Here is a 22,024-nt window from a genome sequence, read left to right as displayed (position 1 = left end):
ACCGTGCATGATCGCGTCAATCGAGATGGGGGAATCGTTCGATGAAAGCGAAGATGATCTCATGTGCCGCCGCGGCGGCGCTGGTCCTGGTCGCGGCCGGGCCGGCCTACGGGACCGGCGGCGAACCCGCTCCCGGCACGGCCCGCCTGGAGAAGTTCGCCAAGCTGCCGGCACGCACGTTCCTGTCCGGCAGCGAGCCGTCGGGGTCATTGATCGGCACGGCGCCGATCAACGGCGTCACGCCGCCGTTCGCCGACCAGCCGATCCAGGGCTTCAGCGGCCAGATCCGCAACTCCGACGGCTCGTACGACGTCATCAGCGACAACGGCTACGGCAACAAGGCGAACAGCGCCGACTTCATCCTGCGCATCCAGCGGGTCTTCCCGGACTGGGGCTCGGGACAGGTCGACGTGGTCGGCGGCATCAACCTGACCGACCCTCACTCGTATGTTCCGTTCCCGCTGCACCGCACCGACCGCGTGCTCACCGGCACCGACTTCGACCCGGAGTCGTTCGTCCGCCTGCCCGACGGCACCTACTGGGTCGGTGACGAGTTCGGCCCGTTCCTGCTGCACTTCGACCGGGCCGGCCGGCTGATGTCGCCGCCGGTGTCGCTGCCGGGCGTGTTCGCGCCCGACAACCCGCTGCGCGGCGACACGCCGTCGAACCTCGGTGGCAGCCGGGGCTTCGAGTCGCTGGCGCTCTCGCCCGACAAGCGCACGATCTACGCGCTGCTGGAGGGCACCGTCGCGGGCGACCCGGCGGGCAGCCTGCGGCTCAACGAGTTCGACGTGCGGGCCGGCGCCTACACCGGCAAGCGGTGGATGTACCAGCGGGAGAGCCCGTCGCACTCGGTCGCCGACGCGGTGATGGTCAACGCGCACCAGTTCCTGGTCATCGAGCGCGACGACTTCCAGGGTGACGCCGCCGTGTTCAAGCGCGTCTTCCTGGTCGACCTGCGCGACCAGAACAACGACGGCCTGCTCGACAAGACCCCGATGGTCGACCTGCTGAACATCGCGAACCCGCGCGGCGTCGGCGGTTTCGGTGACCCGTTCCGGTTCCCGTTCTTCACGATCGAGGGCGTGCTGGTGCTCGACGACCGCACGATCCTCGTGACCAACGACAACAACTTCCCGAACTCGGCCGGCCGCACGCCGGGCCAGCCCGATGACAACGAGTTCATCGTGCTGCGCCTGGGCACGAAGCTGAACCTGGACAGGCGGACCCTGGGGTAGACCCCGGGATCCTTCCCGGGCCGGATTGAACGGCGGGGGCGGCGTGTGAGCGTGTTTCCATGCGTCGCGCCGCTCTCGCCCTGTTCGTTCTCGCTCCCTGGGCAGCCGAGTGCTCCTGGGGCGGCTTCACCGCGGTCGACTTCCTCGCCGTGGTGGTGTTCCTCGGGCCGATGTACGGCGGCGCCGCGGTCCTGATCCGGGAGGCCGCGCGCCGCCTGCACGGCGGCTGGCCGATGATCGTGCTGCTCGCCACGGCGTACGGCGTGCTCCAGGTGAGCATCATCGACCAGGCACTGTTCAATGTGGACTTCCTCGACGACACCCAGTTCGCCGACGACGCCCGCGACGCCCGCCGTACCTGGGTGCCCGGTCTGGAGTTCAGCGCCGCCCAGCTGGTGTCCTATGTGGGCAACCACGTCGTGCTCACGATCTGCGCCCCGATCGCGATCGTGGAGTCGTTCGTGTCGCCCGAGCGGCGCCGCCGGCCGTGGCTGCGGTGGCCCGGTCTCGTGGTGGTGTCCGTCCTCTTCCTCCTCGGAGCGTGGATCGTCTTCGACGACACCAGCGACGGTTTCCTCGCGAGCCCCCTGCAGCGGGCGGTCACGGTGCTGGTCGTCGGCGCGCTGGTGGTGGCGGCTCTGGTTCCGGCCCGGAGTCGTGGCGTCCCGCCGGCCGGGCGGGCGCCCCGTCCACTGTGGATCGTGCTGCTGGTCGTGGCGGCACGGATGGCGGACGGCCTGGTGCCCACCTGGTGGGGCGTGGTCCTGATGCTCGTCGCGGCCGCGGTGGCCGGTGGGCTGATCCTGCGGTGGTCGCGGCGCGAGGGGTGGGGGCAGGGCCACGTGCTCGCCGCCGCCTCCACCAGCCTTGTGCTCGCCGCGTTGTTCGCCTGGTTCGTGCCCACCTACGCGCCGTCGTCGACGGTGGAAGCCGTGACCGGCGACGTGGCGGTCACGGTGGTCGCCCTTGCCCTGGTGACCGGAGCCTGGTGGCGCCTGAGGTTCAGGCCCCTCGGCTCGAACGCCCGACGAAACTCACTGTCTCACTGAGGTCGGCCCTCTCGGTGTTCAGCCGTGGCACGCCCCGCTTCTCGAATCCCACCGAGACCCCGCAGAACAGAATGAGCCGGTCGTCGGCCCCGACGATCCGGCTCGACGGCGCGGTCCTCCATCAGGTGTGTGCCCGGACCGGTTTCCGGCACGGCGGCCTGGTCAGCGCGGCGTACGCCGCGGACGCCACCAGCAGACCGGTCCCCCACAGGGTGTAGCCCCCCATCTCCAGCGACAACGGCAGGGCAGGGCCGCCGAACTCGCCGCGGATCCAGGCGATGTTCCCGGCGATGCCGAAGTAGGCGGTCAGGCCCGCGCCGACGAACAGCCCCGGACCGAGCACCAGCCAACGCGGCACGGCCCGTCCCCGCAGCGGCACCACCCAGGCCGGCCACAGCCGACCCCAGCGGTGCGCCAGCGCCAGCGGCAGCAGCGTGCCGGCCAGGGTCATCAGCACCATGAACACCGTCATCGCGCTCCACGACACGTTCGCCCGGCTCACCCCGGACGGCCACCGCCCGGCGATCGTGTCGGCCAGCCACACACCGATCCGGGCCGCGAATCCGGCGAGCGCGACGTACGCACCGGCGTAGGCCCAACCGGGCGCCCGCTCCGCCCGGCTCTCCGGCGACCTGCCGTGCACCCGCCCGCACGACCCGCAGGAGCGTACGGCCCGCCGCCACTCGTCCACGGCGACGCGCAGGCAGAGAACCCCGCCGACGGCGCCGCCTCCGGTCGCCAGCAGGCTGGCGACAATGCCGGGCCCGGGACCCTCGAACAGCAGCGCCACCAGCAGTACCGGGAACAGGAACGAGTAGACGCACAGGGCGCCCCCCGCGACGGCGTTGAGCCCGGCAAGCGCGTAGTGGGTGGCGCGATCCGCCTCCCCGCGGGCGGTGGCCGCGGCAGCGAGGTAAGCGACGAGCGCGAGGACACCGAGCGCCACCGGAACCCATCCGCCCGGGAAGTACGACTCCCGACCCATGAAGAAACGCGGCGCGCCGCCGATCACCCACCACAGGTGAACCGCGACGTACGCCGCCTGCCAGACCGGCGCCACGAGCCGGACCCATCCATCGACCGTCAGGACTCGCTCACCACGTTCGCGGTCTCGTATCCACATCGGAATCACTATAATCATAGTACCCTCGGGTCATGGCCCACATCGTTGTCGTGACGCTCGGCACCCGCGGCGATGTCGTGCCGTACCTGGCGTTGGGCTGCGCGCTGCGGGAAGTCGGGCACCGCACCACGATCGCGACGCACGGATCGTTGCGGGCACCCGTCGAGCGGGCCGGGCTCGGCTTCGCGGCGCTGCCCGTCGAGTTCGACACCGGCGGCCCGCGCACCCTGACCTCCACCCGGTTGGCCCGCACCCTGGCCCACCGCTGGCTCGACATCGGCCGGGCCGTGACGGACGCGTCGAAGGACGCGGACCTGCTGCTGCTCGCCGCGATGGGGTGGATCGGCTACCACGTGGCGCAGGCCCGGGGCGTGCCGAGCATGGGCGCGTTCCTGCAGCCGCTGGAGCCGACCCGCGAGTTTCCACCGCCGTTGCTGACCACCCGCTCGCTGGGCGGTCGGGGCAACCGGACCGCGGCCCGGTGGTTCCGGGTGCTCGGCCAGGCGCCGTTCGCCCGGCATACCGCCGCGCTGCGGCGCGAGCTGGGACTGCCTCCACTCGGACCGAGAGCCACCTTCCGTCGGATGGCGGCCGAGGGGTGGCCGGTCCTGCACGGCTTCAGCCCGGTCGTGGTGCCGCCTCCGGCGGACTGGCCGGCGCACCGGCCGGTCACCGGCTACTGGTGGCCACCGGCGGGCGACGTGCTCTCGTCCCGGCTCCAGCGCTTCCTGGACGACGGCGAGCCCCCGGTGTTCATCGGATTCGGCAGCATGAGCGCACCCGGACTCGGCGAACTCGTCGAGGCGACCCTCGCCCGGCTCCGGCGGCGGGTCGTGGTGCAGCGGGGCACCGCCCGGCTGGCCCCGGACCGCCCTGACGTGCTGGTCGTCGACGAGGAGCCGCACGACGCCCTGTTCCCCCGCGTCGCCGCGGTCGTGCACCACGCCGGAGCGGGAACGACAGCCGCCGCGCTGCGGGCCGGCGTACCGGCCGTGTGCGTGCCGTTCACCGCCGACCAACCGTTCTGGGCGCAGCGGGTCGCCGCACTCGGTGCCGGACCGCCGACCCTGCGCCGACGGGACCTGACACCGCGGCGCCTCGCCGACGCGATCGGAGCGGCCGAGGGGTACCGCCGGAGCGCCGCCTCCGTCGCGGCACGGCTGGCGACGGAGAACGGCGTCGCCCGGGCGGTCACCGAGATCGTGCGGCGGTTGCCGGTACCCTGATCCGATGCCCTCGGCCACCGCCGCGCGGATCGCCGACGCCGCGCTCGACGTCCTCGGTACCGGCGGCATCCACGCCCTGAGCCATGCCCGCGTCGACGCGACGGCCGGCACGCCCGCCGGCTCCGCCTCCAACTACTTCCGCACGCGCGCGGCGCTGGTCGATGCCGCGGTGACCCGGTTGCAGCAGTTCGACGACGAACAGTGGGCGGCCACCGTGGCCGGCGACCGGCCGACCGGCCCGGACGGACTCGCCGACGCGTTCGCCGCGTTCGTGGAGGCCGCCACCGGTCCGCAGCGCACCCTGACCGTGGCGCGGTACGTCATCTACGTCCAGGGTGTCGTGGAGCCCGCACTTCTGGAGACCCTCAACGGCAACCGCGCGCGCGTGGTCGGCTGGACCGCGGCGATCCTCGCCGACCTCGGCGCGCGAGACGCCGACAACGCCGCGACCGGCCTGTTGGCCGCCGTCGAAGGCCTCATCCTGCACCGCCTCAGCGGCTTCGCCGCCATCCCGGCCCGTCCCTACCTGCGCCACCTCGTCGCCAGCCTGTGCGCCCCGGACGGGTAGGCACATCAAGCCGACGCTGAGCCCGACCGCGCCGACGGAGTGGTCAACCCCTGGCGCCGGGCCCACGCCGACACCTCCCGGGCGATGACCTTCGGCTGGTCCTCGGGTGCGTGGTGCCCGGCCGCGCCGCCGTGTACCACCTCCAGCGCGGCGATGTTCTCCGCGCACCACCGCGCCACCTCCGGCGTGATCATCAGTACCGGCGACGAGTCGAACGTCAGGAGGAGTTTGGGCGTCGCGGTGCTGTCGGCCAGCCACCGGCCGTAGGCCGCGACCCGCTCGGCGACGTCGGCGGGCTCGCCGTCCAGGGGGATCGAGCGGGCCCACTCCAGCAAGGGGCGACGGCTCTCCCGGGTCGGATACGGCTCCTTGTACGGGGCCAGGTCGCGCTCGCTCAACGGGTTCAGCACGCCGCCGGTGTACGCCATTTCCACGATGGTGAGCCCGTCGAGCACCACCGCCTCGCCCTCCGGCCCGCGGATCAGCTCGGAGCGGGCCCGCGGGCCGGGGCCGAGCTCGGCCCACGAGAAGGGTTTCACGATCGTCTCGAAGAACGCGATCCCCCGCACCCGCCCGGGATGCCGGGCGGACCAGTCGAACGCGAGCGCGCCACCCCAGTCGTGACCCACGAGCACGACCTCGTCGAGACCCATCGCGTCGAACCAGGCGTCGAGGTAGCGGGCGTGGTCGGCGAAGCGGTAGGGCAGCTCCGGCCGGCCCGACCGGCCCATGCCGATGAGGTCGGGCGCGAGCCGGCGGACGTCGGCGTCGACCGCCGGCAGGACGTTGCGCCACAGGTACGACGAGGCCGGGTTCCCGTGCAGGAACACGAACGGTGGCCCGCTTCCGAGATCTTCGTGGTACATGGTCGAGTCGAGTACGGCGACTGTCGGCATGGCTCCCCCATAATCGTTGGTCACGCCAACGGTAACCGTTGGCGTGACCAACGACAAGGGGCTACCCGATCCGGAACATGTTCCACGACAGCGGCGGTAGCGCCGCGGTGAGGTGGCCGTCGGCCACCTTGACGTCTGGCTGCTTCGTCGGTGTCACCCGGTCGGGCCGCTCGGCGGTGTTCGTCGCCTCCGGGTCGGCGTCGAACAGCGCCACGTGCTCGGCGACCGTGAGACCGGGCAGCGACCGCAGGTCGACGTCGAGGGCCACCGGCTCGCGCTGGTCGCGGTTGACCGCGAACAGCGTCACCCCGCCGGCCTCCTCGTCGTACACCGCGGTCGCGTCGACCACCGGCACCTCCCCGAGCCACGCCGTGTCGTACAGCGGCCCGGTCGGCTCGACCCGCAGCACGGTGCCGCGGCCGTGCCTGGAGGTGAGGGCGAACGGGTGGAAGCTGGTCTGCCGCCACGCCGGTCCGCCCGGCTCCGACCGGATCGGCGCGATGACGTTCACCAGCTGCGCCAGGCACGCGATCTTCACCCGGTCGGCGTGCTTCAACAACGAGATCATCAGGCTGCCGACCACGACCGCGTCGACCACCGAGTACTCGTCCTCGATGAGTCGCGGGGTCTGCTCCCATTCGAGGTTGTCCTCGCCGACGAACCTCGACTGGTACCAGACGTTCCACTCGTCCACCGACAGGTTGATGCGCTTGCTGTGCCGGCCCACGCCGCGGGCGTGGTCGCAGGTGGCGATGACCGCCTCGATGAACCGGTCGAGGTTCACGGCGCTCGCGAGGAAGCTGCCCCGGTCGTCGCCGCGCTGCTCGTAGTAGCTGTGCAGCGAGATGTAGTCGACCAGGTCGTACGTCTCGCGCAGCACGGTCTCCTCCCACGTGCCGAACGTCGGCATCCGGCTGTGGGAGCTGCCGCACGCGACCAGCTCGATCGACGGGTCCACCCGTCTCATCGCCTTGGCCGTCTCGGCGGCCAGCCGCGCGTACTCGAGGGCGGTCTTGTGGCCGATCTGCCACGGGCCGTCCATCTCGTTGCCGAGACACCACAGCTTGATGCCGTGCGGGTCGGCGAAACCGTTGCTGCGCCGCAGATCCGACCACCGCGTGCCACCGGGGTGGTTGGCGTACTCGACCAGGTTGCGCGCAGCGTCGACCCCGCGGGTCCCCAGGTTGACGGCCATGATGGGTTCGCTGCCGACCCCGCGCGACCACGTGGCGAACTCGTCGACGCCGACCTGGTTGGTCTCCAGCGACCGCCAGGCCAGATCGAGCCGGGTCGGCCGCCGGTCGCGCGGACCGATGCCGTCCTCCCAGGTGTAACCGGACACGAAGTTGCCACCGGGGTACCGCAGCACGGGCGTGCCGAGCTCGCGGACGAGGTCGGCGACGTCGCCACGGAAGCCATGCGCGTCGGCGCTGTCGTGGCCCGGCTCGTAGATTCCGGTGTAGACACAGCGACCCATGTGTTCCACGAACGACCCGTAGACGCGCGGGTCGACCTCGGCGATGCGGAACGAGGGATCGATGGTCAATGAGGCTTGGTGCATTCTCATCCTTTCAGGCCGGTACCGGCGATGCCCTCGACGATGCGCCGCTGGAACAGCAGGAAGACCAGTACCAGCGGTAGCGCGCCGAGCAACGCCGACGCCATCGTGTCGGCGTAGCGGATCCCGTACGTCCCTTGAACTGTCGCGAGGCCCACCGGGATCGTCATGAGCTTCGGGTTGGTCAGCACGAGCAGCGGCCACAGCAGGTTGTTCCACGACCAGACGAAGCTGAAGATGGCCACCGCCGACGCCGCGGGCCGGGCCAGCGGCATCGCGATCGTGCGGTAGATGTGGAAGAACCCGGCGCCGTCGATGCGGGCGGCCTCGTCGAGGTCGCGCGGCAGCCCGTCGAAGAACTGCTTGAAGATGAACACCGCGATCGCGGTCGGGATCTGCGGCAGGATCACCGCCCAGTACGTGTTCAGCAGGTTGACCGCCTGGAACTCCCGGAACTGCGGCACGATCAGCACCTGGTTCGGGATCATGATGCCGATCAGGATGAACCAGAAGACCAGCCAGCGGTACCGGAACCGCATGCGCGACAACGCGAACGCGGCGAGGCTCGCGGTGAGCACGACGAAGAGGGCGGTGAGCGTCGAGGTGATGAAGCTCGCCGCGTACCAGTTGAGGATGTCGCCCTGTTCGAGCAGCGTCCGGAACGACTCCAGGGTCGGGTTCTCGATCTTCCAGGTCGGATTCGTGGTCTCGGCGTTGGGCTTGATCGCGGTGTCGAACGCCCACAGCAACGGCACCAGCCAGATGGCTGCGAACGCGATGAGCACGCCGACACAGGTGGCGTTGAAGAGGCGCGTGCGCCGGTCGACCGACCTCGTCACCGGATCGTGCCGGACGGTGGTTTCCCGTTCTTCGGTGATGGTGGCCATCTCACAGCTCCGGTTCCTGGCGGCGGGTCATCGTGAGCCATACCGCGGAGACCGCGAGCACCACGAGGAAGAACAACGTGGACGCGGCGGCCGCGTATCCGGTGCGGAAGTCGGTGAACCCGACGTCGTAGATGTACTGCAGCGCCGAGCGGGTGGAGAAGTTCGGGCCGCCCGAGGTCATGATGTACATCTGGTCGAACACCTTGAGCGAGGCGATGATCTGCAGCACCACCACGAGGGTCGTGGTGCGGGCCAGCAGCGGCAGCGTGATGCTGCGTACCTGCTGCCACGGGCTGGCACCGTCGATCGAGGACGCCTCGTACAGGTCCCGCGGAATCTCCTGCAACCCGGCCAGGTACAGCACGAAGTTGAAGCCGAGCGTCCACCACACGGTGGTGACCGCCAGCGAGACCATCGCCCAGTTCGGGTCGCCGAGCCAGTTCGGCGGTTCGACACCGAACCAGGCCACCGTGCGGGTGATCAGGCCCAGAACCGGTGTGTAGAGCCAGATCCAGATCAGTGCCACCACCGCTGACGGCAGCACGTACGGCAGAAAGAACGCGAGCCGGAAGAACCAGCGCGCCCGGCGCGCCCGCTCGGCGAGCAGCGCGAAGAGCAGCGCCAGCACCACGAGCGGCGGCGTGGTGAGGATCGTGAACCACACCGTGTGCCAGAGCGCCGACCAGAAGTCGCCGCTCGACAGGGCCTCGACGTAGTTGCTGATGCCGGCGAACTCGCCCAGCCCGGGCTTCACCAGGCTGGTGTGGAAGAAGCTCATCACCAGGCCGTAGATGGCGGGTCCGATGATGAACAGCACGTAGAGCACGAGGAACGGTGCGAGGAACGCCAACGCCGGCCGGCCCTGGCCGACCTTCTTCATGGTGCTGGTGGTCGACTCGCCGTCGGTGTCGGACCGGGTGGGTGTCGCTACGGAAGTCTCGGTGCTGGCCACAGCCAACCTCCTCGAAGACGGTTACACCGGCGGAGCGGTGTCGGCGTGGACCTGCAGCTTCGAGCGGATCTGGGAGAGCGCGGCGGAGACGCTCATCTGTCCCGCCTCGACCGCGCCGATGGCGGAGCCCATGACGATCTCGAAGTTCGAACCCGAGCCGGAGTACCAGCCCGGCGGGTCGTAGGAGGCGGCGTCGGCCGCCGCCGCGTAGTTCGACTGCGGCGTGAGCTTCCTGAACTCCTCGCTCGCCGCGAACGGCTGCCACGACGGCACGTGGCCGCCCTGTGCCCAGGTGAGGCTCTGGTCGAGCATCGACTTGATGAAGCCGAGCGACCGGTCGAGCGTCGCCCGGTCCTGGTCGGGCCGCACCGGAAGCACCAGCGTGTGCGAGTCGGCGTGCACCTTGTACTCGCCGCCGAAGATGTTCGGCACCAGGGTCATGCCGAAGTTCATCTTCGCGGTCTGGAACGTGGTGATCTCCCACTCGCCGTTGAGGTGCATGCCGGCCTGCCCCTCGGCGAACAGGGCGATCGCCGCCTGGTAGTCGACGCCGCTCGCGATCAGCTGCTTCTCGACCGTGAGCGAGCGCATGTAGTCGAGCACCTGGGTGGCCTTGGCGTCGTCGAGGACGATGCGCCGTCCGTTGTCGGCCAGCACCTCGCCGCCGAGCTGCGAGTGCAGCGTGTTGAAGAACCGCCACGGCGTCGCGGTGTCGGAGTTCATGCCGTGCGTGGCGCCGAACTTTCCGGTGACGCCCTTGACCTTCGTCAACGCGTCGGCGAACGCGTCGGGTCCCTTGATCTCCTTCAGGTTGCCGTCGCCGTCGAGCAGACCGGCCTTCCCGCAGATGTCCCTGTTGTAGAACAGCACCCACGGGTGGGTGTCGATGGGGATCGCGTAGATCTTCCCGTCGACGAGACCGGCCTCCCAGGCGCGCCGGTTGAACTTGTCCGGCGACATGCCGTGCCGTTCCAGGTCCTCCGGTTTGAGCTCCTGGAGCAGGTCGCCCTGTACGAGCGTCGTCGCGCGGGTCAGGTGGCTGACCGCCACGTGCGGCGGCTGGTCGCCGACCGTGGAGAGGGAAAGCTTGGTGTAGTAAGGGTTTCCCCACGTGAGCGTGACGGCTTCGAGGGTGGTTCCCGGGTTGGCCTTGCGGTAGCCGTCGAGCATCTGCTGCATGCGGACGCCGTCACCACCACCGAACAAATTCCAGAAGGAGACCGTGCCGGGGTCGAGCTGGGTGTTGGCGAGGCCGGTTCCGATCACGGAGCAGCCGGTGGTCCCGAGCGCGGCGGCACCCAGCACCGAGGCTCTCAGAAGGGTGCGACGGGTGAGGGGGTTGGGGGGACTGTTCATTGGTCACCGTCCTGACGGGGATGACGGATCACTGGTCTGGCGGCGGCCCCGTTGACTCGCGGACGACCAGTTCCACCGGCAGCAGGTTGCGGGCCGGGATGGGTTGTCCGCCGATGCGGTCCAGGAGCAGGGTCGCCGCCCGTTCACCGGTTTCCTGGAACGGGATGCGGATGGTCGTCAGCGGCGGCACCAGGTATGCGGCGAAGGACAGGTCGTCGCAGCTGACGAGGGAGCAGTCGAGGGGGACCTTCCGGCCGCGCTCGTGGAGGGCCTTGAGCGCGCCGACCGCCATGACGTCGTTGTGGACGAAGACGGCGGTCACCGTCGGGTCGGAGTCGAGCAGTTGGTGCACGGCGGTGTGCCCGCCGTCGTGCGACCAGCCGGCCTCGACGACGCGCCGCTCGTCGAGCGGATGGCCGGCCTCGTCGAGCGCGGCGCGGAACCCCCGCATGCGGCTCTTGACCACCTGCCGCCCGGCCGGGCCGGCGATCGTGCCGATCCGCGTGTGACCGAGGCGCAGAAGGTGCCGCGCGGCGAGCAGTCCGGTGAGTGTGTGGTCCGAGCCGACGGTGGGGACTCCCCCGTCGTGCACGCGGTGGATGCTCACCACCGGCACCGTCCCGCGCAGCGCCGCGCCGAGCCCGGCGTCGTTCTCGAGCGTGGGCGCGGCGGCCAGGATGCCGTCGACCCGGTACTCCAGCAACTTGCGGACGGCCAGCCCGGCTTCGTTGTTAGCGTTAACGGTGCTGACCAGCGCCGCATGCCCCCGTACGGCGGCCGCCCGCTGCGCGGCGAGCACGAACTGCGAGATGGCGAGGTCGGAGATCTCGTCGGCGACGACCCCGATGGTGACCGAGGCCCGGCGCACAAGCCCCCGGGCCATCGCGTTGGGCACGTACCCGAGCTCGGCCGCGGCGCGCAGGATCCGCTCCCGGGTCTCGGGCGCGACCACCCCCGGTACCCCGTTGAGCACCTTGCTGGCGGTCTGGAAGCTCACGCCCGAGCGGGCCGCCACATCACGGAGGGATACGTACATTTCCCCTCCCTCGGCAGCAGAGCGAGCGTTCGCGTAGGCCCCCACTGTGATCCCGGTCAATGCGGATCGTCAAGAGCCGTCCTACGCCACCCTGCCCTCCCCCCGCCTTCCCTCGGCCTCCTCCATCCGCGTTCCTTCGGCGCCGATCTTGCAGTTGTGGCCGCCGATAAGCCGTACAAATCATCATAAGGGTGGGGCCACAACTGCAAGATCGACGCGGAGAGGCGGAACGCGCGGTGGGCGCGGTGGGCGCGCACGAGGGCAGGGCACGCGCGGCACAGGGCACGCGCGGGACGGGGTGGGGCGTGGGGCGAGGGCTACGCGCGGCGCTGGATCGCCCGAAGCCGGTGCATGACGTCGTTCACGCCGCGGCCGAAGTAGTCGTGCAGCGTCACGTACTCGGCGTACAGCTCGTCGTACGCCGCCTTGCGCGACGGATCCGGCCGGTACACGGCGCGCTGGACGCCGCCCATCGCGTCGGCGGCCGCGTGCACGTCCTCGTACGCTCCCGCGGCCACGGCGGCGTGGATCGCGGAGCCCACGGCGGAGCCCTGTGCCGAGGCGAGCACGTCGAGCGTCCGGTTGGTGACGTCGGCGTAGATCTGCATGAGGAACGCGTTCTTCGCCAGGCCACCGGCGATGATCAGGTCGCCGACGGGCACGCCAGACGCCTCGAACGTCTCGATGATCGTGCGGGTGCCGAACGCGGTCGCCTCCAGCAGGGCGCGGTAGATGTCCTCCGGACGGGTCGCCAGCGTCAGGCCCACGATCACGCCGGACAGCTCGTGGTCGACGAGTACCGAGCGGTTGCCGCTCTGCCAGTCGAGCGCGATCAGGCCGTGCCCGCCCACCGGCTGCGCGGCGGCGCGCTCGCTCAGCAGGTCGTGCAGGTCCAGGCCGCGCTCGGCGGCCTCGTCGCGGGCGGACGCGGGGACGCCGTGCTCGACGAACCAGCCGAAGATGTCGCCGACGCCGCTCTGCCCCGCCTCGTAGCCCCACAGCCCGGCGACGATGCCGCCGTCGACCACCCCGCACATGCCCGGCACCTCGGCGAGCACGTCGGAGTTCATGATGTGGCAGGTGGACGTCCCCATGATCAGGACCATGCGACCGGGCCGCGTGGCCTGCGCGGTGGCCGCGGCGACGTGGGCGTCGACGTTGCCGACGCACACCGCGATGCCCTCCGGCAGCCCGGTCCACGCCGCGGCCTCGGCGGTGAGCCCGCCGGCGCGGGCGCCGAGCGCGCCGATCGGACCGGCCAGCTTCTCCTCGACGAAGCCGGTGAACTCCGGGTTCAGCGCGGCCAGGTAGTCCTTGTCGGGGTACCGGCCGTCCTGGTAGACGGCCTTGTAGCCGGCGGTGCAGGCGTTGCGCACGTAGGCGCCGGACAGCTTCCAGACGATCCAGTCGGCCGCCTCGATCCAGATGTCGGTGGCGGCGTACGCCTCCGGGTCCTCCTCCAGCAGTTGCAGGCCCTTGGCGAACTCCCACTCCGACGAGATGCGCCCGCCGTACCGGGCCAGCCAGGGCTCGCCGCGCTCGGCGGCGACGGCGTTGATCCGGTCGGCGTGCGACTGGGCCGAGTGGTGCTTCCACAGCTTCACGTAGGCGTGCGGCCGGTCGGCGAACCCGGGCACCTCGCACAGCGGCGTGCCGTCGGCCTTGACCGGCATCGGCGTCGACGCGGTGAAGTCGGTGCCGATGCCGACCACCGACGACGCCGGCACCCCGCTCGCGGCCAGCGCTTCGGGTACGGCGATCCGGAGGACGTCGAGGTAGTCCGACGGCACCTGCAGCGCCCAGTCGTGGGGCAGCCGGGCACCGGAGGTCGGCAGCGTGCGCTCGACGACGCCGTGGGCGTACTCGTGCACCGCTTCGCCCATCGTCGCGCCGTCTCCGACCCGCACGACGACTGCCCGCCCGGAGAGAGTGCCGTAATCGACGCCGATCACATAACTTGACATGGGCACGCTCCCTGAACTCTTCGAAAACGTTTTCGGAGGTGACTCTTGACGCCGCGAATGATAGCGGTAACACTCACGAAACGCGCCCATCCATCTTCCGCAATACTGTTGATCGGCTTGACATGTTAGCGATAACAAGACCTTGGGGGAAGCCGTCTTGACGCTGTCCGACCTGTACCCGTCCCCGGTGCTGCAAGACATCGAGCGGCTTCGAGGCGAGGTCTGCCGCCTGCACGCCGAACTCGTCCGCTGGGGACTGGTCACGTGGACCAGCGGCAACGTCTCGGCCCGCGTCCCCGGCGCCGACCTCCTTGTGATCAAACCGTCGGGCGTGAGCTACGACGAGCTGACCCCGGAGACCATGGTCGTCACCGACCTCGAGGCCAACCTGGTCGACGGGCGGCACTCCCCGTCGAGCGACACGGCCGCGCACGCCTACGTGTACGCCCACATGCCCCACGTCGGCGGCGTCGTGCACACCCACAGCCCTTACGCCACCGCGTGGGCGGCCCGCGGCGAACCGGTCCCCTGTGTGATCACCGCGATGGCCGACGAGTTCGGCGGCGACATCCCGGTCGGTCCCTTCGCGCTCATCGGCGACGACTCGATCGGGCGCGGCATCGTCGAGACGCTGCGCGGCCACCGCTCGCCGGCGGTGCTGATGCGCCAGCACGGCCCGTTCACGATCGGCGCCTCCGCCCGGTCCGCCGTCAAGGCGGCGGTGATGTGCGAGGACGTGGCCCGCACCGTCCACTTCGCCCGCCAGCTCGGCCCGGTCCAGCGGCTGCCCGAGCAGGCCATCGACTCGTTGTTCGAGCGTTACCAGAACGTGTACGGCCAAAGGTGAACCGTGCTCCACAGACACCCCGAGATCCGGAAGGGACTGCCCGTATGAGTCTTCAGGACACCGCCGCCGAGGTGTGGTTCCTCACGGGAAGCCAAGGACTGTACGGTCCGCAGACCCTGGAGCAGGTGGCAGACCAGTCCCGGGAGATCGCCGCCCGGCTCGCCGACAGCGCCGACATCCCCGTCCGGATCGTGTGGAAGCCGGTTCTCACCAGCTCCGCCGAGATCCTGACGGTGGTGCGCGAGGCCAACGCCGACCCGGCCGTCGTCGGGGTGATCGCGTGGATGCACACGTTCTCGCCGGCGAAGATGTGGATCGCCGGGCTCGACGCGCTGCGGGAGCCGTTGCTGCACCTGCACACGCAGTCCAACGTCGAGCTGCCCTGGGCCGAGATCGACATGGACTTCATGAACCTCAACCAGGCCGCGCACGGCGACCGCGAGTTCGGGTACATGCAGACGCGCCTCGGCGTGGCCCGCAAGACCGTCGCCGGCCACGTCGTCGACCCCCGCGTCACCACGCGGATCGGCGCGTGGGCCCGGGCCGCGATCGGCTACGCCGCGATGCGCTCGCTCAAGCTCGCCCGGTTCGGCGACAACATGCGCGAGGTCGGGGTCACCGAGGGCGACAAGGTCGAGGCGCAGCTGCGGTTCGGGGTGTCGGTCAACAGCTACGGCGTCAACGACCTGGTCGACGCCGTCGACGCGGTCTCTGACGCGGCGATCGAGAAGCTCGTGGCCGAGTACGACGACCTCTACACGGTGGTCGATGCGATGGGTCCCGACGGCGCGCGCCGCGACTCGCTGCGGTACGCCGCCCGCATCGAGATCGGGCTGCGCGAGTTCCTGACGAACGGCGGCTTCAAAGCGTTCACGACGAACTTCGAGGACCTCGGCGGGCTGCGCCAGCTGCCCGGCCTCGCCGTGCAGCGGCTGATGGCCGACGGCTACGGGTTCGGGGGCGAGGGCGACTGGAAGACGTCGGTGCTCGTCCACACGCTCAAGGCGATGTCGGCCGGCAAGCCCGGCGGCACGTCGTTCATGGAGGACTACACCTACGACCTCACGCCGGGCCGCGAGCGCACGCTCGGCGCGCACATGCTCGAGGTCTGCCCGTCGATCGCCGCCGGCACGCCGTCGTGCGAGATCCACCCGCTGGGCATCGGCGGCCGGGAGGACCCGGTGCGGCTGGTGTTCGACGCCGAGCCCGGACCGGCGATCGTCGTCGGTCTCATGGACCTCGGCGACCGGTTCCGGCTGGTCGCCAACGAGATCGAGGTCGTGCCACCGGCGCAGCCACTGCCGAGGCTGCCCGTGGCCCGCGCGGTCTGGCGGCCCGAACCGGACCTCCCGACTGCCGCCGAGACCTGGCTGATGGCCGGCGGACCGCACCACACCGCGCTCTCGCGCGCGGTGACCACCGAGGAACTGCACGACCTCGCCGAGATGACCGGCACCGAACTGGTCGTCATCGATGCCGGCACCACCACCCGCCGCTTCGCCGACGAACTGCGTTGGAGCCAGGCGTACCACCGACTCGCGCGGGGGTTCTGACACCCTCATACAAGGAGAGGACATGCGATCCACCCGCAACCACGTCCTACGCTCCATCGTCGCCGTCCTGCTTGCCGCTGCTGCCGTTTCGGCGTGGTCGTCGCGATGATTCCCTGCGTGGTGCTGTACGTCGTACTGCAGCGCTTCTACGTCAGCGGCCTGGTCGCCGGCGCCATGCGGGGGTAAGGAGAACAGATGACAGCGGCACCCGTCGTCCCCCGGTCCACCGACCACACCGCGCTGCGGCCGCTCGGCCTCGGCGAGGTGCGGCTCACCGACGGTTGGTGGGCCCGGTGGCAGCGCGACAACCGCGACGCCACCACCCCGCACGCGCTCGCCTGGCTCGAACGCGACGGCTCGGTCGAGAACCTGCGCCGCGCCGGCGACGGCGCCACGGGCGGGAAGCACCGCGGCTTCTGGTTCAGCGACTCCGACGTGTACAAGACGCTGGAGGCGATCGCCTGGGAACTCGGTCGCGCGCCGTCGGAAGGGTTGAGCCGGTCGGTGGCCGAGCTTACGGCCGTCATGGGACGCGCACAGCAGGGCGACGGGTACATCAACTCCTACGTGCAGGGTGGCCACGAGAAGCGGTGGGAGGACCTCACCAACGGCCACGAGCTGTACTGCATCGGGCACCTGATCCAGGCCGGGGTCGCCGACCAGCGGGTCACCGGCGGCGGCGAGCTGTTCGAGGTCGCGAAGAGGGCCGCCGACGTGGTCGTGCGCGACTTCGCCGACCACCGGCGCCCCGACACCGACGGCCATCCCGAGATCGAGATGGCGCTCGTGGAGCTGTACCGGGTCACCGGCGACCGGGCCTACCTCGGCCTGGCGCAGCAGCTCGTCGACGTGCGCGGGCACGGCGTGCTGGAGCCGCACCACTTCGGTTCCGCGTACTTCCAGGACGCCACCCCGGTGCGCGAGGAGACCACGGTCGTCGGGCACGCCGTACGCGCCCTGTACCTGCTGTGCGGCGTGGTCGACGTCTATCTGGAGACCGGCGAGCGGGCCCTCCTCGACTCCGCCGTGCGCCAGTGGGAGTCGTTGCACGCCACCAAGATGTACCTCAACGGCGCGGTCGGCTCGCGCTTCGAGGGCGAGGCGTTCGGCGACGAGTACGAGCTGCCGCCCGACCTCGTGTACGGCGAGACGTGCGCGACGATCGGCAACGTCATGCTGTCGTGGCGGCTGCTGCTCGCCACCGGCGAGAGCCGTTACGCCGACTCGATCGAGCGCTCGCTGTTCAACCTGTTCGCGGCGAGCACGTCGGTCGACCGGTGCGGGTTCTTCTACAACAACCCGGCCCAGCGCCGGGTGAAGCGTCCCGCCGCACCCACCGACGGCGAGCGGCCCACGCGCGCCGACGCGCCCGGCACCCGGCCGCCGTGGTTCGCGTGCGCCTGCTGCCCGCCCAACGTGATGCGCACCGTGGCGAGCCTGGGCGCCTACCTGGCCACGGCCACCGGCGACGGCGTGCAGGTCCACCAGTACGTTCCGGCCACCGTCGACGCCGGCCCGGCCACGCTGGAGGTGCGCACCCGCTATCCCCTCGACGCCACGGTCGAGCTCCGGGTGGCCACAGTGGACAGTCCCGAGTGGACACTCGCGCTGCGCGTGCCGCGTTGGTGCGCCGGCGCGACGGTCACCGTCAACGGCGAGGCGGCGGAACCCCTTTTCCGCAAGGGATATCTGGAGCTGCGCCGGTCCTGGCGGGCCGGCGACACCGTGGTGCTCACGCTCCCGATGCCGCCCCGGCTCACGGTCGCGCACCCCGCGGCCGACGCGCTACGCGGCACGGTGGCGATCGAACGCGGCCCGGTCGTCTACTGCCTGGAGAGCACCGACCAGGAGGAGTGCGTCGACCTCAACCACGTCGAACTGCTGGTCTCCCGCCCGCTGGAGGAGCACCTGCGCACCGACCTCCCCGGCGGCGAGACCGTCACCATCACGGCGACCGGCCTCGCCCGCGACGACTCGGCCTGGTCGGCACAGGGCTGGGCCACGCTGGGCGACGAGCCGTCGGCGGAGGGCCGCGAGGTCACCCTGACCGCGGTCCCGTACCACCTGTGGGCCAACCGCGGCCCCTCGGTGATGCGCGTCTTCGTCCCCGCCCGGAAGCTCTAGCAGGAGCCCGGCCGTCGTGCCGATGTCACCGGCCGCACCCAGTCTCTCATGGGCGGGTGCGGCATGGTCAGCGCGAACGCGACCACCGCTTTCCTACTCTGCAGCCAGGGTGTCGAGGACCTGCTGGCCGAACTTGGCCAGCTTGTTCTCGCCCACACCGTTCACAGTGGACAGTTCCTGCAGGGTCGACGGGTTCAGCGCCGCGATCGCGCGCAGCGTGGCGTCGTGGAAGATGACGTACGGGGGCATGCCCTGTTCGCGGGCGACGCCCGTGCGCCAGGCGCGCAGCTTCTCGAACAGCGGCGCGGCCTCGGCCGGCAGGTCGACCGCCGGCGCGGCGCCCTTCGGCTTCGAGGTCTTCGCGGCGCCGGGACGGGTGACCTCGCGGCGCATCATCACCTTCGACTCGCCGCGGAGCACCGACGCGCTGCGGTCGGTGAGCACGAGCGTCCCGTAGTCGCCCTCGACGGACAGCAACCCCTGCGCGAGCAGCTGGCGCACGACGCCGCGCCACTCCGGCTCGCGCAGGTCGGCACCGACGCCGAACACGCTGAGCTGGTCGTGGCGGAACTGGGTGACCTTGTCGGTCGTCTTGCCCATCAGGATGTCGATCGACTGGCCGGCGCCGAACTTCTGACCGCGTTCGCGCTGCAGCCGCAGCACCGTCGACAGGAGTTTCTGCGCGGCGACCGTGCCGTCCCAGGCCTCGGGCGGCTGCAGGCAGGTGTCGCAGTTGCCGCACTTCTCGTCGGTCTGCTCGCCGAAGTAGCCGAGGATCTGCGCGCGCCGGCACTCGACGGTCTCGCACAGCGCGAGCATCGCGTCGAGGTGCGCCGACATGTTGCGGCGGTGCGCGAGGTCGCCCTCCGACGTGTCGATGAGGCGACGCTGCTGCACCACGTCCTGCAGCCCGTAGGCCAGCCACGCGGTCGAGGGCAGGCCGTCGCGCCCGGCGCGCCCGGTCTCCTGGTAGTAGCCCTCCACCGACTTGGGCAGGTCGAGGTGCGCCACGAACCGGACGTCGGGCTTGTCGATGCCCATGCCGAACGCGATCGTCGCGACCATGACGATGCCGTCTTCGCGCAGGAACCGCGACTGGTTGCGCGCACGCATGCCGGAGTCGAGGCCGGCGTGGTACGGCATCGCCCGGATGCCCTGCTGCACCAGGAACTCCGCGGTCTTCTCCACCGACGCCCGGGACAGGCAGTAGACGATGCCGGACTCGCCCGCGTGCTCGGCCTGCAGCAGCCCGAGCAGCTGCTTCTGCGGGCTGTTCTTCGGCACGATGCGGTACTGGATGTTGGGCCGGTCGAAGCTCGCCGTGAAGTGCCGGGCGTCGCCGAGGTTGAGCCGCTGCGCGATCTCGGTGCGCGTCGCGACGGTCGCCGTCGCGGTGAGCGCGATCCGCGGAACGTCGGGCCACCGCTCGTGCAGCATCGACAGCTGCAGGTAGTCGGGACGGAAGTCGTGGCCCCACTGCGACACGCAGTGCGCCTCGTCGATGGCGAAGAGCGCGATCTTCGCGCTGTCGAACAGCTCCTGGGTGGCCCGCACGCTGACCCGCTCGGGCGCCACGTACAGCAGGTCGAGCTCGCCGTTGCGGAACGCGTACTCCATCAGGCGCCGCTCGTCGGGGTCCTGCGTGGAGTTGAGGAAACCGGCGCGCACGCCGAGCGTGCGCAGCGCGTCGACCTGGTCCTGCATCAACGCGATCAAGGGTGAGACCACGACCGCGACGCCGGGACGCACGAGCGCCGGAATCTGGTAGCAGAGCGACTTGCCGCCGCCCGTGGGCATGAGGACGAGCGCGTCGCCGCCGCCGATCACATGGTCGATGATCTCGGCCTGCTGGCCACGGAAGCCGGCGTACCCCCAGACCCGGTTGAGGACCTCCACCGCGGTTTCCACCCGGCAGATCCTACGGCGCGCGCCGCCACCGCCGCGGGCCGCCGGGGGTCGGGCGACATTATTGGACGGACGAAAGCTCGCGAAGTACCCCAGGCAGGTCGGCGAGCATGTCGATCACGGGGCCGGACCAACCGGACAACGTGTCGCGGAACTCGACCGTCCGGAACACGGTCATGCCGACGCCCGCCGCACCCGGCAGCTCCCCGTCGGCGCCGTCGCCGACGAACACGCACTCCTCCGGCACGGCGCCGAGCCCGGCGGCGGCCAGCCGGTAGACCGCCGGGTCGGGCTTGGCCAACCCGACCACGCTGGAGAAGATCACCACGTCGAACCGGCTGGCCAGCGGCCCGGACGGCCACGCCTCGGCCGACTCCGCCGTCGCGTTGCTGAGCACGCCCAGCGGGTGCCCGTCGGCGCGCAGCCCGTCGAGCACGGCCAGGGTCTCGTCGGACACCAGCTCGAACAGCCGCCTCGGCAACGACCGCCGCAGCTCCGCGGCGGTCGCCACCTGCTGCGCCGTGGCGTCGATCCCGAGCCGGCCGGCCATGATCCGCACGGTCTCGGCGACGCCCCAGCCCACGAGCCGTTCCGGCCACGACTCGCGGTACACCCTCAGCAGGTCGGCGGGGGTGACCCCGAGGAGGGCGGCCATCTCCCGCAGCGCGCGGTCGCGCTCCTCGTCAGCGCCGTCGATCAACGTGTTGTACAGATCGAAGATCACGGGCTGTGGCATGCCGACCATGCTAACCGGGCCCGCACCTTAGGCTGGCGGCATGAGGTTCAGCGGCGAACTGCAGGCCACGGGCGGTAACACGACCGGGTTCCACCTTCCCGACGCGTTCGTCGGGGAGCTGGGTGGGGGCGGACGCCCGAAGGTCGTGGTGACGGTCAACGGGTTCACGTTCCGCAGCTCGATCGCCCGGATGGGCGGTGGGTACTGGCTGGGCGTCAGCGCCGAGCGACGCGCGGAGGCCGGTATCACGGCCGGCGACGTCCTCGACCTGGACATCGCCCTCGACGCCGCCCCGCGCGAGATCGAGGTACCCGGCGACCTGGCCGCCGCCCTCGACGCCGACCCGGCCGCCCGGGAGTTCTGGGCCACGATGTCGTACAGCAACCAGCGGTGGCACGCCGAACAGATCACCGGCGCGAAGAAACCGGAGACCCGGGCGGCGCGCGTGGCGAAGTCGGTGGCGATGCTCCGCGACGGCCGCGCCCGCTGACCGTCTGCCCTGTGCGCCGGCCCACCGCGTTCCGCGCGGAAGGCCGGCGCACGGACCTCAGCAGCCGGCCTGGGCTCCCCGCACCGTGTTCGGTGCGCCGAAGTCCTTCACCGATGCGCTGTTGCCCGAGCAGCTGAGGGCACCGGTGACCTGGTTGCCCACCATCACCGGACCGTACGGCCCGGCCAGACGCGAGTACCGCTCGTTCGCGGTGACCTGCGTGTTGCCGGTCAGCACGACCGCGCCGTTGAACCGGTTGCCGGCGAGGGTCACGTCACGTGACGTGCCGCTGACCGTGCTGTCGCGCATCACCAGCGACGCGCCGGGACGCACCGTCACCTGGCCGGTGACCTGCGCGTTGGTCAGGCACGTGACGCCCGTCGACACGGTGACCGAGGGCTGCCGGCCGGTGAGGGTCCGGGTGCACATGGGCGACGACCCGGGCAGCACGGTCGCCCGGTAGCTCGCCGCCGGCCCGAGGTTGCCGGCCGCGTCGATGGCCCGGTGCTCCACGGT

Annotated in this window: 19 protein-coding genes; 8 read left to right on the top strand and 11 right to left on the bottom strand. The window is 70.8% G+C overall.

Annotated features, from left to right (window positions below):
- Nucleotides 1-41: 41 nt before the first annotated feature.
- On the top strand, nucleotides 42-1,238 hold the full coding sequence (locus Voc01_RS16355) for an esterase-like activity of phytase family protein (RefSeq protein WP_203928283.1): 1,197 nt from the start codon (nucleotides 42-44) through the stop codon (nucleotides 1,236-1,238).
- A gap of 59 nt (nucleotides 1,239-1,297) precedes the next feature.
- Nucleotides 1,298-2,287, top strand: a complete 990-nt coding sequence (locus Voc01_RS16350; protein ID WP_203928282.1) for a hypothetical protein — start codon at nucleotides 1,298-1,300, stop codon at nucleotides 2,285-2,287.
- Nucleotides 2,288-2,408: 121 nt separating this feature from the next.
- On the opposite strand, the gene Voc01_RS16345 is transcribed toward Voc01_RS16350, so the two are convergent.
- Nucleotides 2,409-3,410, bottom strand: a complete 1,002-nt coding sequence (locus tag Voc01_RS16345) for a hypothetical protein (protein WP_203928281.1) — start codon at nucleotides 3,408-3,410, stop codon at nucleotides 2,409-2,411.
- A 32-nt stretch (nucleotides 3,411-3,442) separates the two neighbouring features.
- Between Voc01_RS16345 and Voc01_RS16340 the strand changes: the two genes are divergently transcribed.
- Nucleotides 3,443-4,636 (top strand): glycosyltransferase, encoded by a 1,194-nt coding sequence (locus tag Voc01_RS16340; RefSeq protein ID WP_203928280.1) that lies wholly within the window; start codon nucleotides 3,443-3,445, stop codon nucleotides 4,634-4,636.
- 4 nt (nucleotides 4,637-4,640) lie between these two features.
- A complete protein-coding gene (locus Voc01_RS16335) occupies nucleotides 4,641-5,204 on the top strand; it encodes a TetR/AcrR family transcriptional regulator (RefSeq protein WP_203928279.1) in 564 nt (187 codons plus the stop codon).
- Nucleotides 5,205-5,209: 5 nt separating this feature from the next.
- Here Voc01_RS16335 and Voc01_RS16330 read toward each other — a convergent pair whose 3' ends face one another.
- The 7 genes from Voc01_RS16330 to araB form a co-directional block, all read right to left on the bottom strand.
- Nucleotides 5,210-6,100: a haloalkane dehalogenase gene (locus tag Voc01_RS16330; protein ID WP_203928278.1), complete on the bottom strand. Its 891-nt coding sequence runs from the start codon at nucleotides 6,098-6,100 to the stop codon at nucleotides 5,210-5,212.
- Between the two features lie 61 nt (nucleotides 6,101-6,161).
- Nucleotides 6,162-7,646: an arabinosylfuranosidase ArfA gene (gene arfA / locus Voc01_RS16325; protein ID WP_307781574.1), complete on the bottom strand. Its 1,485-nt coding sequence runs from the start codon at nucleotides 7,644-7,646 to the stop codon at nucleotides 6,162-6,164.
- A gap of 17 nt (nucleotides 7,647-7,663) precedes the next feature.
- A complete protein-coding gene (locus Voc01_RS16320) occupies nucleotides 7,664-8,545 on the bottom strand; it encodes a carbohydrate ABC transporter permease (RefSeq protein ID WP_203928276.1) in 882 nt (293 codons plus the stop codon).
- Nucleotide 8,546: 1 nt separating this feature from the next.
- Complete coding sequence (locus Voc01_RS16315; RefSeq protein WP_239160238.1) at nucleotides 8,547-9,497, bottom strand: carbohydrate ABC transporter permease; 951 nt, start codon at nucleotides 9,495-9,497, stop codon at nucleotides 8,547-8,549.
- A gap of 21 nt (nucleotides 9,498-9,518) precedes the next feature.
- A complete protein-coding gene (locus tag Voc01_RS16310) occupies nucleotides 9,519-10,853 on the bottom strand; it encodes an extracellular solute-binding protein (RefSeq protein ID WP_203928275.1) in 1,335 nt (444 codons plus the stop codon).
- Nucleotides 10,854-10,881: 28 nt separating this feature from the next.
- Entirely contained in the window at nucleotides 10,882-11,889 is a 1,008-nt protein-coding gene (locus Voc01_RS16305; protein WP_203928274.1) for a LacI family DNA-binding transcriptional regulator, read from the bottom strand.
- 317 nt (nucleotides 11,890-12,206) lie between these two features.
- Complete coding sequence (gene araB / locus Voc01_RS16300; protein WP_203928273.1) at nucleotides 12,207-13,853, bottom strand: ribulokinase; 1,647 nt, start codon at nucleotides 13,851-13,853, stop codon at nucleotides 12,207-12,209.
- 163 nt (nucleotides 13,854-14,016) lie between these two features.
- Between araB and Voc01_RS16295 the strand changes: the two genes are divergently transcribed.
- The 3 genes from Voc01_RS16295 (at nucleotide 14,017) to Voc01_RS16285 (ending at nucleotide 18,377) form a co-directional block, all read left to right on the top strand.
- Entirely contained in the window at nucleotides 14,017-14,700 is a 684-nt protein-coding gene (locus Voc01_RS16295; RefSeq protein ID WP_373873826.1) for an L-ribulose-5-phosphate 4-epimerase, read from the top strand.
- A 44-nt stretch (nucleotides 14,701-14,744) separates the two neighbouring features.
- On the top strand, nucleotides 14,745-16,253 hold the full coding sequence (gene araA / locus Voc01_RS16290; protein ID WP_203928272.1) for an L-arabinose isomerase: 1,509 nt from the start codon (nucleotides 14,745-14,747) through the stop codon (nucleotides 16,251-16,253).
- 195 nt (nucleotides 16,254-16,448) lie between these two features.
- Nucleotides 16,449-18,377, top strand: a complete 1,929-nt coding sequence (locus Voc01_RS16285; RefSeq protein WP_203928271.1) for a glycoside hydrolase family 127 protein — start codon at nucleotides 16,449-16,451, stop codon at nucleotides 18,375-18,377.
- A gap of 93 nt (nucleotides 18,378-18,470) precedes the next feature.
- On the opposite strand, the gene recQ is transcribed toward Voc01_RS16285, so the two are convergent.
- Entirely contained in the window at nucleotides 18,471-20,285 is a 1,815-nt protein-coding gene (gene recQ, locus Voc01_RS16280; protein WP_239160237.1) for a DNA helicase RecQ, read from the bottom strand.
- Nucleotides 20,286-20,343: 58 nt separating this feature from the next.
- Nucleotides 20,344-21,018, bottom strand: coding sequence for an HAD family hydrolase (locus Voc01_RS16275; RefSeq protein WP_203928270.1), 675 nt, complete (start codon nucleotides 21,016-21,018; stop codon nucleotides 20,344-20,346).
- A gap of 40 nt (nucleotides 21,019-21,058) precedes the next feature.
- Here Voc01_RS16275 and Voc01_RS16270 point away from each other — a divergent pair, with 40 nt between their 5' ends.
- A complete protein-coding gene (locus Voc01_RS16270) occupies nucleotides 21,059-21,508 on the top strand; it encodes a YdeI/OmpD-associated family protein (RefSeq protein WP_203928269.1) in 450 nt (149 codons plus the stop codon).
- Nucleotides 21,509-21,565: 57 nt separating this feature from the next.
- On the opposite strand, the gene Voc01_RS16265 is transcribed toward Voc01_RS16270, so the two are convergent.
- Nucleotides 21,566-22,021: a hypothetical protein gene (locus tag Voc01_RS16265; protein ID WP_203928268.1), complete on the bottom strand. Its 456-nt coding sequence runs from the start codon at nucleotides 22,019-22,021 to the stop codon at nucleotides 21,566-21,568.
- Between the last annotated feature and the right edge of the window lie 3 nt (nucleotides 22,022-22,024).

Origin of the sequence: Virgisporangium ochraceum (genome assembly GCF_016863655.1) — a bacterium.
GTDB lineage: Bacteria > Actinomycetota > Actinomycetes > Mycobacteriales > Micromonosporaceae > Virgisporangium > Virgisporangium ochraceum.
This window is presented reverse-complemented; position numbering and strand designations above follow the sequence as displayed.